9 protein-coding genes are annotated in these 17,792 nt (G+C 66.3%); all 9 read right to left on the bottom strand.

Annotated elements, in window-relative coordinates; all coding sequences use genetic code 11:
* Window positions 1-12: 12 nt before the first annotated feature.
* The 9 genes from Rhe02_RS07455 to Rhe02_RS07415 all read right to left on the bottom strand — a co-directional run bounded on the left by Rhe02_RS07455 (window position 13) and on the right by Rhe02_RS07415 (window position 17,791).
* Window positions 13-852: a class I SAM-dependent methyltransferase gene (locus Rhe02_RS07455; RefSeq protein WP_203907345.1), complete on the bottom strand. Its 840-nt coding sequence runs from the start codon at window positions 850-852 to the stop codon at window positions 13-15.
* Entirely contained in the window at window positions 849-1,649 is an 801-nt protein-coding gene (locus tag Rhe02_RS07450; protein ID WP_203907344.1) for a glycosyltransferase family 32 protein, read from the bottom strand. The genes Rhe02_RS07455 and Rhe02_RS07450 overlap by 4 nt, the downstream gene beginning before the upstream one ends.
* The gene (locus Rhe02_RS07445; RefSeq protein ID WP_203907343.1) at window positions 1,649-2,860 is read right to left on the bottom strand and encodes a lipase family protein; all 1,212 of its coding nucleotides are present in this window, start codon (window positions 2,858-2,860) and stop codon (window positions 1,649-1,651) included. Before Rhe02_RS07445 ends, Rhe02_RS07450 begins: the two co-directional genes overlap by 1 nt.
* Entirely contained in the window at window positions 2,847-3,746 is a 900-nt protein-coding gene (locus Rhe02_RS07440; RefSeq protein WP_203907342.1) for an FkbM family methyltransferase, read from the bottom strand. The genes Rhe02_RS07445 and Rhe02_RS07440 overlap by 14 nt, the downstream gene beginning before the upstream one ends.
* A gap of 61 nt (window positions 3,747-3,807) precedes the next feature.
* Window positions 3,808-5,679: an asparagine synthase (glutamine-hydrolyzing) gene (gene asnB / locus Rhe02_RS07435; protein WP_275412598.1), complete on the bottom strand. Its 1,872-nt coding sequence runs from the start codon at window positions 5,677-5,679 to the stop codon at window positions 3,808-3,810.
* Between the two features lie 2 nt (window positions 5,680-5,681).
* Window positions 5,682-6,578, bottom strand: coding sequence for an aspartyl/asparaginyl beta-hydroxylase domain-containing protein (locus Rhe02_RS07430; RefSeq protein ID WP_203907340.1), 897 nt, complete (start codon window positions 6,576-6,578; stop codon window positions 5,682-5,684).
* Complete coding sequence (locus Rhe02_RS07425; protein ID WP_203907339.1) at window positions 6,575-8,503, bottom strand: aspartyl/asparaginyl beta-hydroxylase domain-containing protein; 1,929 nt, start codon at window positions 8,501-8,503, stop codon at window positions 6,575-6,577. The genes Rhe02_RS07430 and Rhe02_RS07425 overlap by 4 nt, the downstream gene beginning before the upstream one ends.
* Window positions 8,500-10,125 (bottom strand): condensation domain-containing protein, encoded by a 1,626-nt coding sequence (locus Rhe02_RS07420; RefSeq protein ID WP_203907338.1) that lies wholly within the window; start codon window positions 10,123-10,125, stop codon window positions 8,500-8,502. The genes Rhe02_RS07425 and Rhe02_RS07420 overlap by 4 nt, the downstream gene beginning before the upstream one ends.
* A gap of 61 nt (window positions 10,126-10,186) precedes the next feature.
* Window positions 10,187-17,791, bottom strand: coding sequence for a non-ribosomal peptide synthetase (locus tag Rhe02_RS07415; RefSeq protein ID WP_203907337.1), 7,605 nt, complete (start codon window positions 17,789-17,791; stop codon window positions 10,187-10,189).
* Window position 17,792: the final 1 nt, after the last annotated feature.

Raw genomic sequence — 17,792 nt, 5'->3', positions numbered from 1 at the left:
GCGCGGCCCGGTTCAACCCGTCCGAATCATGCTCATGCAGGTGAAGGTCATGGCCGGGGGCCACTGCACCCACCCGTGCCCGCTCAGCAGGCACGACAGCCGATACAGAAACGGATGCCGCCACGGCAGCAGCCTCCGGTCCAGGCCGGCCGCATAGGTGGTGGTCAGCCTGTCCTGCGTTGCCCAGTCCCGAAGCGGATCGGTGTCGCCGTCCACGCTGTCGTCATGAAACTTTTTGGCCAGCGCCGACAACAGATCGTTGGTGTCGTGGGCCTCCCCCGGGGCCGCCGGCAGGTCGACGGTCAGCACGAGCCGTCCGTTCGGCTTGAGCACACGATGGAACTCGTCCACGATCACCGGGTGCCGATCGGTGTGTTCGAGGACGGAGACGCTGTAGACCAGGTCGAACTCGGCCGGCTCAAACGGCAGCTCGTGCAGGTCGGCGGTGACGAATTCAACCCGCGACGGCGCGACCTTGTTGATCGCGTCGAAGATCGGGGTCAGCGACGAATCCCAATCGCAGCAGCAAACCGTGGCGTTGGGGAAAGTCTCGGTGAGCAGGAAAGGCAGGAACGTCACGCCGGATCCGGCATCCAAGATCCGCACCGGCTGATCGGAGCTCTTGTGCTCAAGTTCGGTGGAGATCCTGCTCAGCGTGAACGGGTACTCCCATTGCCGGCTCCACTGGTGCAAAGGGTCGGATACCCATTTACGGCTGTACGGCGAAAGCGCGGAACGATGCGTGGCGAGAAACCCGTCGGAGTACCGCTCGACCTCCGCGAAACCGGTGGATCTCAGCAGCTGTTCATAGTCGGCGATCGACGGAATCCCGGCGAGCAGGCGTGGGATCATCGACTTGCACGCCTGGGGGTGATCCAGCCGCGGACCGACTCCGCGGACCGCACGACCGAACAGCAGACCTGGCTGAAGACGCGCAGGTGCAGCGGAACGCCGCGCATGCCCTTGTGGTGGATGGAGTACATGTCCTCGAAGCCGGGCAGGGGATCCTTGTTCCGGTCGACCTGATACTGCGGATCGGCTTCCAGGACATGACCCGGCAGAATCTTGACCGTGTCCTTGTCCGCGTATCCGCCATTGATGACGCAGTCCTCCAGCAGTTCCGAGCCGGTGCTGCGGCTGACGTAGTAAACCTGGCTCCAGTCCACCAGCTGCGTGAGCCGGATCGGCGGCCGGTCCTTGCGCTGCCGCATCGCCTCGAACACGTCGGGCCACAGCGGATGTTCTGCAGCGCTGCCCATGATGGCGTTGCCGATGAAGGAACGGTTGCAGAAGATCAACTCGCTGTCCTCGAGCAAGGTGTCGAGAGGGCGTACGAACTCGATATCCATATCGATGTAAAAGCCGCCATATTTGTGAAGCAGGAAGTAGCGGATCGCGTCACAGCGCTGGATTCGGTACTGGTAGCCGTCGTAGACAGGCAGAAAGGATGGATAGTGCTCCTGGAGCATGGCGCGGGCAGAGGACTCGGTCCAGAACATGTGCTGCCAGTCAGGGTGGCTTTCCAGAACGTTGTGCCGGAACTGCCGGTAGCTGGCCGGCGCGGCGGACTCGTCCGGAAAGTACAACTGGTGGATCACCTTGGGAATGCGGCTCATCTGGCACGTCTCCAGTTCGTTGGTGGCAAGCACTACCCGCAGGTCGACGACGCGGGTTCGCCGTTGATGCGCGCGGTGAGGTAGGGGACGATGTCTTGCATCGCGGCCAGCATGCTGTCCGCATGGCCTTTGCCGGGCAGGAACATCGCGGTCAGCGGGACGCCCGCAGCGCAGTAGGCCTGTACCAGCTTGCGGGTCCCGGCAACCGGAATGGTGTCGTCGGCTTCGCCCTGCACGATGAGGATGGGCACCGAGGTTTTGGTGCGCCCCGGTTCGTTGTCCTGGAGCCGTCGCAGGAATTCGGCTGAGCTCAGAATCGGCCCGACGCCGAACTCGTCCTGCTTCTTGCCGGCATATCGGGTCAGGATCACATCGCTGCACTCCTCGCGGATCACCGATAGTGCCTGTTTGCCTGCGGCCGTCAACGCGTCTTGTGGTGCCACCGCAGCCGGGTATGCGGTCCCGATCCCGTTGATGGTCATCAGCGTGTAGCCGAAGTACTTGCTGCCGTTCAAGGCGGAGGCAAGAGTGGCAAGATCCGACGGCGGCGCGACCGCCGCCACGCCAGCCAGCTTGACATCGGGGGCATAGGTTGGCGCAAGCTCGGCGGCGAAAAGTGAGGCGCCGCCCCCCTGCGACTCGCCCAGCACCACCGCGGTCGGGTTGGCCGTTTCCGTCAGCTTCGCCGCGGCGCGAATCGCGTTGAGGACATCGCGGCCCTCCGCATGACCCACAAGGTAGGGATGTTCGCCCGGCGTCCCGAGGCCCTGGTAGTCGGTGGCCACGAAGATCGCGTCGCTTTTGACCACGAGACCGGCCACCGATTTGGCCATGCTTTCCTGGTCGTATTCCCACTTGGATGGCGCACACTGGTCACCGAGTCCGGCTGTGCCGGGCGCCCATGCCACGATGGCTCGTGGCTCCGGTCTGGGGCGAACCGGCCAGAACGCCACGCCGGAGGTCGCCACCAGCTCGCCGTTGATGGTCTGCGACCAATACAGGATTTGATACCCGGTGGTGTTCTTCAGCCCGCTGTATGGCCGCGCCCAGATGAGATCGCCGGGCTTGGCACCGGCCGGTGGCGCGGGTGGTTGATAGAACGCCTCCCCCTGCGGTCCGGATGCGGCGACGACGCTGTTGCTGGTCGGTGTCGGCTGAACCTCTGTCCCTGCCGAATCACACGAAGCGGTTAGGAGCGCCGCGATCACCATCAGCGGAGTGAGCCAACGCCTAGCCGCCAACATGTTCACCTGCCTCGTGTGCGCGGGCGATCAGGACGCCCTGGGTGGGTCCACGATGTAGCACCTTGATCGTGAAGGCTGGCTCGAGAAGCATGTGTAGGGACTCCAGGTCGCGGCCGGGGCCGTCTTCGTGGAACTCAAGGACGATGACCTTCACCCGCTCAGCGACAAACGGCCACGAGGCTGCCAGCACGTCATGCTCACCGCCCTCGATGTCCATCTTCAGCAGGGATATGCAGTCCAATCCCATGGTGTGGCACAGCTCGCCGAGCTCGACGGTGCGGACACGCTCCCCCTCGTCGGCACGTGGGTCCAGAAAGGCGGTGTCGGGTTGCCCGCGCGTGCGCAGGAAACCCTCACCTGCCGCGCACGCTGCCGCCGCCTGGACGGTGGTGAAGCCAGTCACCCGGTTGGCCCGCAGATTTTCCTGTAACAGCGCGAAATTCTCCGCCATCGGTTCGAGCGCGACTCCTCTGTACGGCCGGTCGCCGAGCAGGGAATCCATGAGGAGCGCGAAGGTCCCGATGTGCGCGCCGACATCGACAACCACCGGGTGGTCGTCATCGATGCGCAGGTGCTCCACCGGATACTCGAATCCGGAACTGACGATGACGGTCTCGAGCAGGTCAGATGTGCGTGCCCGGCAATGGACCCGGCGGCCGTTGACCGTCCGGTAGGTCAACTCGGTGCCGCGCGGGGCGATCCTGTCCACCGCCAGCAAGGGCCAATTCGACACCGTGGCGCGCAACAGCGCGATCCGGTCGCTCAAACACAGGAACCCGCGTTCCGGTCTGGACGGAGCACGCACCGGCCAGAACAGCCGCAGCACCTGCCCTGTCGCGTAGGCGCCGGTCTCAGCGAGCCGCATCCCCAGCCGCGCTGCGCCCATGATCACCGCCCTCCCACTCGGATATCAAGGTAGTGCGGGCGCATACACATATCCATAGGCGTCATGCCACCACGCCCAGCGTGTGGGTGAGCAACACGACTCCGGTCAGCAGCTGCAGGATGCGCTCGTACCCGGCGCGTCGTTGCGGCGGTGAGGCAGCGACTCGGTCGACGAGCGCACGTACCGCACCGGGATCAAAGAACGGCAAGTAGTCCAGCGTTCCGTCCAGGAGGATTTCACGCATGGTGGCCAACGCCGCCTCGTCCACTACCGCTGGCGGCGCGAAGAACGGCCGCTTCTCGGCATAGGACACACCCGGGGCGTGGAACTCGCGCATGGCATCCCGCAACAGCGGCTTGGACCCCTCTCCCACATACCACTGAAGCGGCGTCGTCTTCACCGTCTCGATGAGGTTATGGTCCAAATAGGGCAATCGCACCTCGACCGCATGCGCCATGTCGAGCCGTTCGGCCGCCAGCAGATAGTTGCACAGCCACGTCTTGTAGAACAGATAGGTGGACTGGTGATACGGCGTGCGTGCGGTCAACTGGGATTCGGCGCTATCGAGCAGTCCGCCGCACGGATCGGATCGGGCAATCTGCTGTGCGAACTCTGGGCGCAGCAGCGGCCCCAGCTGTGCCGCGACCGCGAGGTGACGGTCGACGATCCACGAAGGAATGAACCCAAGCCGTGAGAGCATGCGGCGCAGGTGATCGGGTGCTGCGTCTGTGGCGAGCAGACGCGCGTAGGCCGCGTCGGCGCGTTCACGCGCCTGCGGTGACAGCGACAGGGCCAGATCCCGCAGCGACTGCGGGTACCCGGCGAACACCTCGTCACCGCCTTCGCCGGCCAACACCACCTTGTAGCCGCTTTCGCGGATGGCCCGGCTCTGCAAAAGCCGGGCAATGCCGTGCGAGTTCTCCTGCAGCATCTGTCCGCAGTCGATGGTGTGCCGGATATGCCTGGCGAATTCTGCGCGCTGGAACGCGATCTCAGTGTTCGCCACCCCGGCGTGCTTGGCCACGAGTTGGGCGACCGCACCCTCGTCGAACGGCTCCTCGTCGAAGCGCACAGTGAACGTGGCCGGATGTGATCGGGCCGCGGCGACCCCGACGATCGTGCCCGAGTCCAGGCCGCCGCTGAGGTGCGCCGCGACCGGCACATCGGCACGCAGCCGTACCTCGACACTGTCGACGACCGCGTCCCTGACTCGGGCCAGGTGCGCTCGGCGATCACCGGCGTCGGAAAGCTGTGCCGCGGTCGGGAAATCCAGATCCCAGTAGGGTTCCACTCGCACGCTGGTGCCGTCGGTGCGAAGCCAGCATCCGGGCGGTACCTGGAAAATGCCTTCAAACAATGTCCGGTCGGCGGCGTGACAGACCAACAGGTGTGCCGCCAACGACTCGGAATCCCATCGCGCCGGCACGCCGAGCGCAAGCAGCGCCTTGACCTCGGAAGCAAAGATGATCCGGCCATTGTGACGGGCGTAGTAGAGCGGCTTGATGCCGAACCGGTCGCGAGCGGCGAACAGCTCGCCCCGCCGCTGATCCCAGATGACGAAGGCGAACTCGCCGCGCAACCGATGTAGCGCCTCATGACCTTGCTCGGCGTAAAGATGAAGAGCGATCTCGCTGTCAGCCGCGGACTGCAATCGGCGGCCCCGCCGCAGCAGCTCGGCCCGGATGGCCTCGTATCCGTAAAACTCGCCGTTGGCCACCAGGTGGTAGGCCCCGTCGAAGGTGTGCATCGGCTGGTGGCCACCGGCAAGGTCGACCACAGCCAGCCGGGTGTGCCCGAGCGCGGCACGACCGCATGCGCTGACCCAGCTACCGGCACCGTCCGGTCCGCGGTGGGCCAGACACCGCACTGCAGGGGCGACATCGACCTCCGCCTGGCCTCCGGCCGCTGACACAATCGCGACGATGCCGCACATCGCTAAGCCGATTCCGTGGTGGCTTGCCACCACCGCACTCGGTCGCCGTCGACTTCCACGCCACTCACTCCGGCCGCCCGCATGTACTGGAATACCAGCTGACGCATCTCTTCGCCCGGGTGCAAAGTGACCTCACCGTCGTGATAGGATACCGCCTCGAGGCCGCGTTCGCGCATGAGCGCTGCGATGCGTTCCTCGGGGGTCAGGCGGTGGTTCAGCAGCCGCGCGCGATGCGCGGGATCCAGGTCGGGATGTACCAACTCCAAGACCAACGCCACGAAGTCTTCGGTACCCTCATGTTTGACCTCGCGTTCGAACGAGTCGTCGAGCACGACACAGCGGCCTTCCTCCCACCGGACGACTTCCTGCGCGACCCGCATCCACGCGCCCTCGATGCCGCTGATAGGCAGATATACACGCAAAATCGCGTTGGTCGCACCGCATTGCGGCACGACACGGGTACCCGGCCTGAACCGGGAGATCGCAATAGTGCCGGGGTTGAATGTGGTGATCTCCGGAATCTGCGCAAGCACCGCCCTGGTCACGAGCAAACCAGCGCATTCATCCTCACGCCAGCGCCCCTCACCGAACAGGCAGGCCTCCACGCTGCCCACGGCGGCGAGAATCTCGGCCCGGATCTCTGGGAACCGCTCCTCGATCAAGGCGGTAAACCAGAACCCGACAGGATCGTGCAACGGCTTGGCGGACAGGCCCGCGATCAGGTCACGGGGACGTTGCGCGGCGTGCTGCCAGACTCCTTGTGCCACCGCCAGTTTCGCGCACTCGGCCGCCCTTTCCGGCTCTCCGGCCGCGTGCCAGGTGTCGATGAGGTCGCAGAGAATGCCGCGCGCCACCTGTTCGAGGTAACGGTGGCCGCCTGATTCCAGCTGCTCGGTCATCGCGCCTCACCGGCTCGTTGCCAGGTCACGTCATCGCCGCTTAGCCGGGCACCAACGATATCGGCGTCGTTCATGTCACGCACCAGCCGGTCGCACATGCCCGAACCCGGACGGATCACGACCTCACCGTCGCGTACCTCCGCCCGGCCGAAGTCGCCATCGCGCATGAACGCCACAATCTGCTCTTCGGTGTTGAGGCGACGCTGCAGCAGCCGCTGTTCGTGGTCGCCGGCGAGGTCGGGGTGCAGCGTGTCCAGGATCAGCACCACCCGATCCTCAGTGCCGTCGTGGCCCACCTCGTGTTCAAAGGAGTCGTCGAAGATCAGGCATCGCCCCTCCTCCCACACCAGCCGCTGCCCGCCCACCTTGATCCACACACCGGGTGGGATCTTGATCGGAAGGTGCACCCGTACCAGGGCATTGGTCGGACCACAGTGCGGCATGATGTGCGTCCCAGGCTCCACCCGCGAGACCGTGATGACACCGGGGCTGAACGTGGTCACCTCGGGGATCTGCTCAAGCAGGGCACGGGTGACCGGGAAATGCGCGCAGACCTGCTCCTGCCACTGTCCATCGCGGAACAGGTGAGCCTGCTTCCACTGCCCGTGGCGAATGAGCCCGTCGTCATCGGTGGTGGGCCGGACCGGGTCGATCGAGGTGTCGAGCACCCGCTCGATCTCTGCACGGATCTGCGGATAGTTTTCCTCCAGATACGCGATGAACCACAAGCTCTTCGGGTCGTGAAGAGCACTGGCTTCCAGCCCGGGTACGTGCTCCCTCGCCCGCTGCATGGGAAGGTCCCAGACCCCTTGGGCCACGGCGAGTTCGGCGCAGGCGTGCGCGTCGTCGGTGCGGGCGCCGTAATGCCATGCGTCGATGAGGTTCGCGTAGTGCCGGCGCAGGCTCTGGATCAGATATCCGGGCACGTCCTTCTCCTCGGCGACAGCCGGCTGCGGCACAGATTCGGCGATGAACCGGCGCAGCCGTTCGGCTTCCTGTTCACGCTTGGGCGCCATCCGGTGAAACAGCGCCTGATCGGCCAGCGACTTCTCCCGGGTGAGCCGGTGTCGCTGATACGTGGCGTCAAACGGCGCCTTGTAGTCCTGGTAGTGGAGGTGGTCGACGAACACCCCCGGGATCGGGTGCAGGCGCTCGATCCGCTCGGCGATATCGAAGATCCAGCGCTCGGCCTGCCATTGCTGAAACAGCTCGGTCGAGTAGTAGCCCAGGGCCTCGTACCAGGCCCTGCTGACGATGGGAAAGTCCGCCCCGCCTTGCGAATACTGACCGCCGTCGAAGTAGAGGCAATACACGCCGTCGGGATAGCGCTCGTCGTACTCAGCGACTGTCCGATCGATCGCCAAGTCCCACCCGTGGTCGACGTAGAATTGGTCGTCGTTGGCCATCAGCAGCACATCGCCCTTGGCCTCTCTGGCAAGTGCGTTCCAGGTGGCCGGAACGCCAACCGGGTCGCCGACGATGAGCTTGACGTAGGGATTGCGGCTCGCATATGCCCGGTACTTTTCGAGCAGACGATCGTCACTGTCCACATAGCACAGCACCTGAATCCGCGTGGTGTCATGCGCTGTGCGCCGCATGCTTCCGATCAGCCGGGCCAGCCCGCTCACCCGTTCCCGCGTCGGGCACAGCACCGAGATGTCGCAACGTCGCACGTCTACGGTGGGCCGGTGGCGGAACCGTGAAGCTATCTGGCGCGGTTCCAGCCACAGTGTGCGGGTCATTGCCTGCCGCGTGCGGATGGTGAAGTTGATCGTGGGTACGACCCAGGCGCGGGCCGGCGACCGGTGGCGTACAGCGGCAGTCGCGATGTCCTGAAGGCGCGCGGTCCGGTAGCGCTTCGAGTGTCCGCGCAGGAGCCGCCCGAAGTCGCGGCACCCCGCTCCGAAGTCGGCCAGCCAGCTCATGGCGACTCCACTCGCTGACGCGGCACCGAGGTCACGCGTCGGGCCAATGCGTCGACAAGCTCCCCGACCGTGGTGTCCTGGCCCACTCCGGCGCACAGTCGGCGCAGATAGCCCAGGTATCGGGCGAGCACCTCGGAGTAAGCCGCGGTGTCGACTCGGAGCGCCAGCCGCATCGGTGACGCCGTGTTCACCTCCAGGACCAGCGGATAGCCCTCCACGATGTAGGTGGTGACGTCACTGATCCGCAGCCGCCGAGATTGATGACCCTCGCGGATCGGCTGCGGGAAGTTCTCCACCACGACGATCGTGTCGAACAGATCCCTGGCCGGCGCGGGCTCAGCCAAGCATCTCGCGATATCCGGCAGCGAACTGTGTTGCACGCTCAGCAGATCCGTCTGCAGCCCGAGGACGTGGCTCAGCCAGGGCAGGACCAGCTCCTGCCGATCGACCTGAATCCGCAGCGGCAGCGTGTTGATGAACATGCCGACGGCATCAGCTTCGGAGCTGCGGCCGGAAACCGTTACACCGAAGGCGATATCACGTCGACCGGTCAGTTCTGCGATGAGCAGCGCCCATCCGCCATACACGAGTGTGGGTACGGTAACGCCGGCTCGCCGGGCAAGGGCAGCCAGTCCTTGGGCAAGGACATCTGGCAGTGTCTCCACGGTTGTCGTGTAGGCGGGCGGGCCTTGGCGACCAGGGACCGTCTTGGCGGGCGTGAATCCAGCCAAATGCTCCCGCCAGAAGCCGGCATCGCCTTCGGGATGCGTGATGCGTGTGGGCGCGGCGGGAGGCAGCGTGGCGCCGTCGTAGAGCGAGATGAACTCGCGCAGCACGATCTGCTGCGACCATCCGTCGAGCAGCAAGTGATGGTGGGTCAGCACCAGCCGGCACCTTCGCGCGCCGAGCATGAGCAGACCCAAGCGCAACAGTGGCGGTGTGCGGAGATCGAAGGCAACGTCGCGATCGCGGGCCAGGTAGGCCTCGACCCAGCGCTCCTGCTCGCCGACCGGAAGCGCACGCAGGTCGTGTGTTTCCACCGGCACGGTCACGGCCGGGTGTAGCACGGCTCGCGGCCCGGACTCATCGTGTTGGATCGACATCCGCAGCGCTGGGTGTCTGCGGACGACCTCGGTCCACGCCGCGATCAGGCCGGCGGGATCCACGTCTCCGTCCAGCTGTGCGCCGACCTGGACCACGTACGACGCCTGGTCCGGCTCGCTGAGGATGTCGAACAGCATGCCCTTCTGCATCGGCGTGAGCTGTCCATCGATCGTGGAAGCGGCTGGAGCCGCGAAAGCAGTCACCGCTTCGGCGATCTTCCGTATCGTGCGCAAGCCCAACAGGTCCTGCGTGGTCAGGTCGATTCCCGCCGCCTGTGCTTTGGCGATGACCACGATCGCCGTAATGGAGTCGCCGCCAAGCCGGAAGTAGTCGTCGTCGATGCCGATCGGGGCGTGCTGAAGGACTTCCTGCCAGATGTCGGCGAGCAGCCACTCCTGTTCGGTGCTTGGTGCGGCGTAGACCGCCGAAGTCGGTTCATCCTCAATAGCCGACTCCATCCACAGCCGCACGAGCTCGCGCTGTGCCGGCGTCAGCTGAGCCATCGCCTCATCGGTCATAGCGCCACCGTCCTTCGGCCGGGCGCGCCGCGCGCCACCCTGATGAGCTCGAAAAGCTCGGTCATGGCCGCTCCCGGATCAGCTGGCGTGCGGTCTCGTCGGGGATGCGGGCGGCGAGTGCGACGAGTGTTTCCCTGCGGCCGCCGTGAGGATCCGGCAGCGCCGCATAGTCGACCTTGCCGCGTGCGGTCAACGGCAGCATCGGTACCCGCAAAAGGAAATCCGGAATCATGTAGGGCGGCAACCGATCCCGCAGCCAGTCGCTGAGGTCGCCGGCGTCGGCGTCGCCGACCCAGTATCCGGCCAATCGGCTGGTGCGGCTGAGCACCACCGCCGCCTGGCGCACCGCGGGATGCTGGCACAGCACGTGTTCGACCTCGCCCGGCTCGATCCGGTAGCCTCGTACCTTGATCTGCCGATCGGCCCGCCCGGCGTAGTGCAACACGCCGTCGCGGTCGCGATAGCCCTGGTCGCCCGAGCGGAACATGCGTGCGCCCACGCCGAACGGGTCCGGCACGAATCGGGCGGCGGTCTCGCCCGGCCGGCCCAGATATCCTCTGGCCAGACCAGCCCCGCCGATGGCCAGCTCGGCCACGACACCGTCCGGCACGGGCAAGCCGTCGTCGAGCACATATATCGACGCACCCATAATCGGCCGCCCGATGGGGACCGGGTCCTCGACCGCGTCGAGTGCCACATCGTGCACGCTGCACCCGACGGTCGCCTCGGTCGGCCCGTATTCGTTGACGATCCGCGCTTCTGGCAGCAGCCCGGCCCACGGCGTCAGTTGCTGACGCCGCAGAGCTTCCCCGCCCAGGACGATGCAGGAGCTCGCTGGACGCCGTTGCATGATTTTCATTTGGGTACCGACAGCGGCGAAGTGGCCCGGCGTCATCTTCAACGGCCCGGCCGCTCCGGCGGTGAGCGCCTCCCCCAAGGCCTCGTCCGGAATCAGGTCGACCGTTCCGCCCGCGATCAGCGGGGCGAGCAGGCTGGTCACGGTCAAGTCGAACGCCACTGGCGAGTGCACCGGGGTCCGCCCGATACCTGGCGAGTATTCGGCCGCGCACCATCGCAGATAGGTGGACACAGCGCTATGCGGGACACCGACCACCTTCGGCACACCGGTCGAACCCGATGTCGGCAACGCGTAGGCCAGTGCGGCTGAGTCGGTTGTGCTCGGCAGACCGCCTTCGCCTATGGCGTCCGGCCTAACCACAACGCAACCGCGCGGGGCCAAGTCGGCGTCGTCGCCCGAGCCGATGAGAACGCGTACCCCGGCCTCGCCCAGCATCGCGGACACCCGTTTGGCAGGGGTGCCCGGATCGATCGGCAGGTATGCCCCACCGGCTCGCAGCACAGCAAGCAGTCCGATCACGAAGCCCGCCTCACGGCGGCCGGGCAACGCGACAAGGACGTCCGTACCGACCCCATTGGCGCGCAATGCCGTGGCCAGCAGCGCGGAGCGCCGCATGAGCTCGCGATAGGTCAGCTGGAGCCCTGGTGTCGCCACGGCGATCGCCTCGGGGGTCCGGCGCGCTTGGGCGCCGATGAGTGCGTGCACCGCACCGGCGGCCGGTGCCTTGGTTCCTGTGGCGGCATTGACGACCCGTCGCAGTTCGCTGGCGGGCAGCAACGGATCGCGCAGGCACGATCGATCCAGACCATTGGCCAGGCTTTGCGTGGCGCGCTCGTAGCAAAAGGCCCACAGCCGTGCTTGCTCGTCATCAACGTCCATAGGGTCGTAGTCGAGCAGCAGGCTCAATGCTCCCGTGGCGGCGTCGGTGTTGAAGTGGGCGGTCAGTGGCACGTAGGTGCGGTCCGGTGCGTCCCCACCCACGAGTTCGATTCCGTCTACATGCGACAGATCGCGATAGAGATGGAAGTGGGTGTAGACGAACATCGTGTCGAACAGGCTGCTGTCCTGCAGGACCAGAGGGTAGCGGCGATGGGGGGTCACCCGGATCTGCGCCGCATCCACCGCGCGGATCAGCTGCGCCCAGGTGCCTTCGACGGGTACCCGCAAAGGAATGATGTTGTTGAACACTCCGACGACGGTGTCACCGCCGGCGATCTCGGGTCGCCCGTTGGTCTCCAGCCCGGTGACGACCTCCCGCCTACCGGTCAGCAGCCGGACCACCCGCAGATGAGCCGCCAGCAGTGAGGTTTTCAGCGGGACGCCAATGCGCCGCAGCGCGTCGACGGTCTCGGCCGCGACCGGCACGGTGATTCGCCGGGTGAGGCGGGCCTCGGGACCGTCGTCGTGCCGTGCCGTGCGCGGTAGCCTGCCCGGCTGGACATTAGCCAGCTCCCGCATCCAGAAGTCCTGTGTGGGCCTTGATTCCATGGCCTCACGCTCCAGCGCGACGAAGTCGGCGTAGCCGCACGGCGGCACGAGCAGCGTGGCCCCGCGTCCGGAAAGCATGGCGCCGTAGTCGCTCAGCAGTTCGGTGAGCACGGTTGCCGTACACCACCCATCGAGCGCGAAACTGATCACGGCCAGTTGAAACTCACCGTTGTCGCCCGGATTCGCCCGGAACCGGATCAGCGGACCGGAGCTAACATCGAACGGCGCTTTCCGTTCGGCAGCCACGACGATCTCGCCGATCGTGAGACCGACCTCCATCGTGGCGCGGACGAGCTGCAACGGTTCACGATAGGACATCAGGTCCAAAGTGGAGCGAAGGTACGCATGCCGTTCGATGAGGCGGGCGATGGCCGTGCGCAGGGTGCGCTCGTCGAACCGAGCTCGCACCTGGACAGTGGTCACGTAGGTCTCGTGGCGCTCGCCCTCCATCTGATGAAAGAGCACGGCGCGCTGCGCCATCGAAGCGGGATAGGCGTCGACCACGTCGTCGGGCAGCGACGCACGCACTTCCGGTGGACACAACGCAAATGCGGGCAAGGTCAGGGACTGCGTGATCGCCATCGGGCTAAGCGCGCCGAGGGTGCGTATGGTGGCGCCTGCCATCAGCTGGCCGATGCTGACTTGCGTGCCCGCCTCGCGCATGGCGGCGACGGCGCGCAGGGCCAGGATCGAGTCTCCACCGGCGGTGAAGAAGTCGTCGTCGATGCCGACATCGCTTCGGCCAAGCACCTTCGCCCAGCATGCGGCGAGGTGCAGCTCGGCGGGCGTGCGGGCGGGTGTCCAGACCGGACCGCCACCAGGCTCCGGTGCGGGCAGGCTCCGACGATCAAGCTTGCCATTGGGCGTGGTCGGCAATCGCTCCAACTGGTGGAGATGCGAGGGAATATGCGCCGGGGGCAGGACGCCGCGCAGATGTTCGCGGACCGCGCCGATCTCGGCGTCTCCGACGACGTAGCCCACCAGATGCATGCCATGCAGCGCGACCGCGGCCGCTTTCACGCCTGGCGCGGCCCGCAGCGCTTCCTCCACCTCGCCAAGCTCGATGCGGTTGCCTGCCAGCTTGATCTGGTGGTCCGTGCGTCCGACATACACGATGGCACTGTCGGGCCTGCGTAGGCCGATGTCGCCGGTGCGGTAGAGGCGGGCGCCGGGCGCCGGGCTGAGCGGGTCCGGGACGAACACCTCAGCTGTGCGACCGGGCTGGTTCAGATAGCCGTGCGCAAGCCCAATTCCTCCGATGTAGATCTCACCTTTGACCCCGTCGGGTTGCGGCTCAAGTCCCGGCCCGAGCACGTGCACGTCGACGTTGGCGATCGGTGTGCCTATCGGCACCTCGCCGGTTCCGTCGTACTGCCACGCGGTCACATCCACGGACGCCTCTGTGGGCCCGTAGAGGTTCCATATCGTGGTGTTGCTGCCGAGCGCCGCTTGCGTCTGTGCGGCGGTATGCGGGGGCAGGGTTTCGCCGCTGAACACCAGGTGCCGCAACGAGGGGACGTCCATCGGGGCTATCACCGAGGGCACCATGTGCGCGACCGTCACCTGCTCGCGGCGCATCAACTCGGCCAACCGGTGAGGATCGCGGTGCAGGCCGGGCGGGCCGATGACGAGGGTGGCACCCTGCCTGAGAGGCCAGAAGATCTCCCACACAGACACGTCGAATGTTGCCGGCGTCTTGTGCAGCACGCGATCGGTCGGACCGATGGGCATGGTCTGCTGCATCCACAACAGGCGGTTGACGATCCCGCGGTGCGGCACGACCACGCCCTTGGGCGCGCCGGTCGAACCCGAAGTATGGATCACATACGCGGGCTGCTCCGGGTGGACCGGCGGCTTGCCCCCGGCTGTCAGGCCCTGCCGGTGGGCGTCGACGTCGATGACGCGTTTGCCCTCGGGCACCAGCCACCGATGCGCCGCGTCGGTGATGACCACATCCGCGCCGGCCAGGATCGCAGTGATGCGAGGATCGTGGGGGTCCGCGGGCACGTATGCCGCGCCGCTTTCGAGGGCGGCCAGCATCGCCACGGGCAGACCCAGGCATCGATCGAGCACGATTCCGACACGTGGTTCGCCATTCAGTTCGGCGGCCACGGCATTTACCCATCGCCGCAACATGCGTCCGGACAAGTGCGCACTGGTTCCGTCGTCCATCGGCTGCGACACGCAGACGGCATCGGCCAGCTCGTGCAGCCCGGCCGCTGACCGGTCGAGCCGCTTCCCCTGTGCGGCTTCAATCGCCGCGTTTCGTTCGGCCGGAGTGAGGATCGGATGCGCATTGACCGGCAGGCCGGGCCGGCTCGACAGCTGTTCAAGCAGGTATGCGAAGCGCGAGGCGAATGCCGCTGCGGTTTCCGGCTCGAACAGCGCCGCATCGCATTCGATGGTGCCGACCAGCTGATCGCCGATTTCGGCGAGGTTGAGCGTGAGGTCGAGGTGTGTCCAGTCCTGGTGGGCCGCAAGCACCTCCGCGTCAAGCCCCTCCAGGCGCAAGCGCCCGCCGCGGCCCAAGGCCAATGCGCGCAGCCCTTCGTCACGTTCCTGTTGAAACACCAGCATCGCCTGTACCAAGGCCGCCCGCCCCGGCTCCCGAGCCGGCCCGAGTCTGCGCACGATCTCGGACAGAGGCATCGCCGAGTGAGCTAGATCCCCCAGCACCTCTGGTCGTGTGCGCTCAAGCAGCTCGGTAAAGGTTCCGTGGACCCGGCCGCGGACCGGAACGGTGTTCACGAAACACCCGATCGCGTCGGCTAGGGTCGCGTCGTCGCGCCCGCTGGTGAGCACGCCGACGACGAGTTCTCGTTGCCCGCACAGGCGGGACAGCCACACCTGGTATGCGGCAAGGACTACCGTGAACATCGTGCAGCGGTGCTGCCGGGCGATCTCTCGCAGCCGTGCGGTGGTCTGCGCGCTCACCTCCAGCGGGTGCGACAGGCCGCGGAAGCTACGCGAGGTGGGGCGAGGTCGGTCGGTGGGCACGTCGAGCAGCACAGGTGCGCCGGCCAGCCGGGCTCGCCAGTAGTCACCCAGACGTTCGCCTTCGGGTGAGGCCAGCAGCGCGGCCTCCTTGTGCGCATGCGCGATCGGCGTGCTCGACACCGGCGGCAGCGGCGCGCCTCGGTAGAGCGCCGCGATCTCGCGGATGAGAACCCCGAACGACCACAGATCGGCGACAGCATGGTGCGCCTCGATGACCAGTTCCCGGTCGGCCAGGGTGATCTCGACAAGGGGATCCTCGACGCCGGAAACCGTCTGCCGCAGCTGGCCGTCGTGCCATCCGAATGAGGTGCGCAGCGCCGGGTGCCGCTCGACAACGGTGGCGATCGCTTGGGCTAGCGCGGCTTCGTCCACGGGGCCGTGAATACGCAACGTCCGCTTGAGCGCATACGCGGATCGGTGCGGTGCCAGCTCGCTTTCGAACCACAGCGCCGCAGCCGTCGCACCGATGGGGCCGGTATTTCCATCCTCGGCCGATGCGGTAATGGGCCGGCTTTCCGCAATGGCCCGTTCGACGAAGGACGCGTCTCCCAGCAATGCCAGCGGCGGAAGATGAATCCCGTATTTGGTTTGCAGTAGGTGCTGGAGCTCGACAGCGGTAAGCGAGTCCAGGACACCGTCGGCGCCGATCCGGTGGGCGACCATCTCCAGGATCTCTTCGGCTGTGATCGGGCGTGAGTGGTCGCTTAACCCGATGATCGGCAGGTCGCCTGCCAGCCAGGCGTCCCGGCACGCAGAGCGCCTTATTTTGCCACTGGTGGTTTTGAGGACCGAGCCCTTCGCGGTGAGTACGACAGTGTCGACATGCAGTCCGTGCCATTGGGCGACCGCACGCCGGACTGCCTCGGCAACCTCGTCGATGTCCGCGTCGCCCGCCGCCTCATGGATGACGACGATCCGTTCGACCTGCCCGTCGTCGTGCGTGACCACAGCCCCGCAGGAGGGGCGTAGGGCACGGTGGCAGCGTTCCACCGTCCACTCGAGATCGGCCGGGTGGTGGTTCTGCCCGCGAACCACAATGAGGTCCTTGCACCGCCCCACCACGAACAGCTCGCCGTCGACCAGCGCGCCGAGGTCACCGGTGCGCAGGGTGCGCTCGCCCGGGAACGTGTGCGCGGTCGCCTCAGCGTCACCCCAATAGCCACCGGCCACACCTGGGCCGTGGACGAAGATTTCGCCCACCTCCGCTTGCGGCAGGACCGCGCCCGTCGACGGATCCCGGATCGTGACCACAGTGTCAGGTACCGGCACGCCGCTGCTGACCAATGCCTGACCCGCCGCGCCAGCAGGCTCGATCTTATTGAGCCGCAACGCCGCCGCATCGGCCGCCACGATCCGAGGGACCGCTCCGCGTGGCGCACCCGAGACGATCAACGTCGCCTCGGCCAGCCCATAGCATGCGAAGAACGTCTCTGGCGCGAAACCGCACGAGGCGAACTGCTTGGTGAATCGGCGGATCGTGGCTTCGCGCACGACCTCGGCGCCGTTGAAGGCCGCCTTCCACGACGACAGATCGAGGTGCTCCCTTTCGGCCTGACTCACGCGGGCTACACACAGATCGAAGGCGAAGTTGGGTCCTCCCCCGGTGACGCCGCGATAGCGGGTGGTCGCCTCAAGCCAGCGCGCCGGCCTGGCTAAGAAGGCGCCGGGGGGCATGAGAATCGAAGTCGAGCCCAGATACAACGGCTGCAGCGCGTTGGCGATCATGCCCATGTCGTGGAACAGCGGAAGCCAGCCGACGAAGTTGGAATTCTCGTCGTTCCTGCAGGCCACCGAGATGGCGTGTTCGTTGGCCATGATGTTGCCGTGGCTGACCATCACGCCGCGCGGCTGACGTGTCGAGCCCGACGTGTACTGCAGCAGCGCCAACGAGTCCGGCCGCAACGGCGGCTCGCGCCACTGTTCCGCCAGCGCATCCGGGATCTCGGCGACATCGATGTCCTCGCCGAGGGCGAACACGGGTTGGGCATCGCGGCGCACCGATGCCAGACGCTGCACGCTTGCTGCCGAACGCGGAGCGTCGCACGGAACGGCGATAACTCCGGCGTAGAGGCAGCCGAGAAACGCTTCCATGTAATGGTTTGCGGCCTCGGCCGGATAGGTGATCAACACCCGGTCGCCCGGCGCGCTTTCACCTTGCAGTCGTGCCGCTATGGCTCGGGCCCGCCGGTCGATCTCGGCGTAGGTGAACCTTGCAGTTTCGCGTTCTCCATCGGGCAGGAACCGGTAGGCCATGCGGTCGGGATGCGCCTGCGCGCGCCACCGCACCAGCTCCACCAGGGTCGGAAACCGATCGAGGGCCATA

The organism is Rhizocola hellebori (assembly GCF_016862955.1).
Lineage (GTDB): Bacteria > Actinomycetota > Actinomycetes > Mycobacteriales > Micromonosporaceae > Rhizocola > Rhizocola hellebori.
Note: the sequence above shows the minus strand (reverse complement) of the source record. Positions and strands in the feature narration are given on the sequence as shown.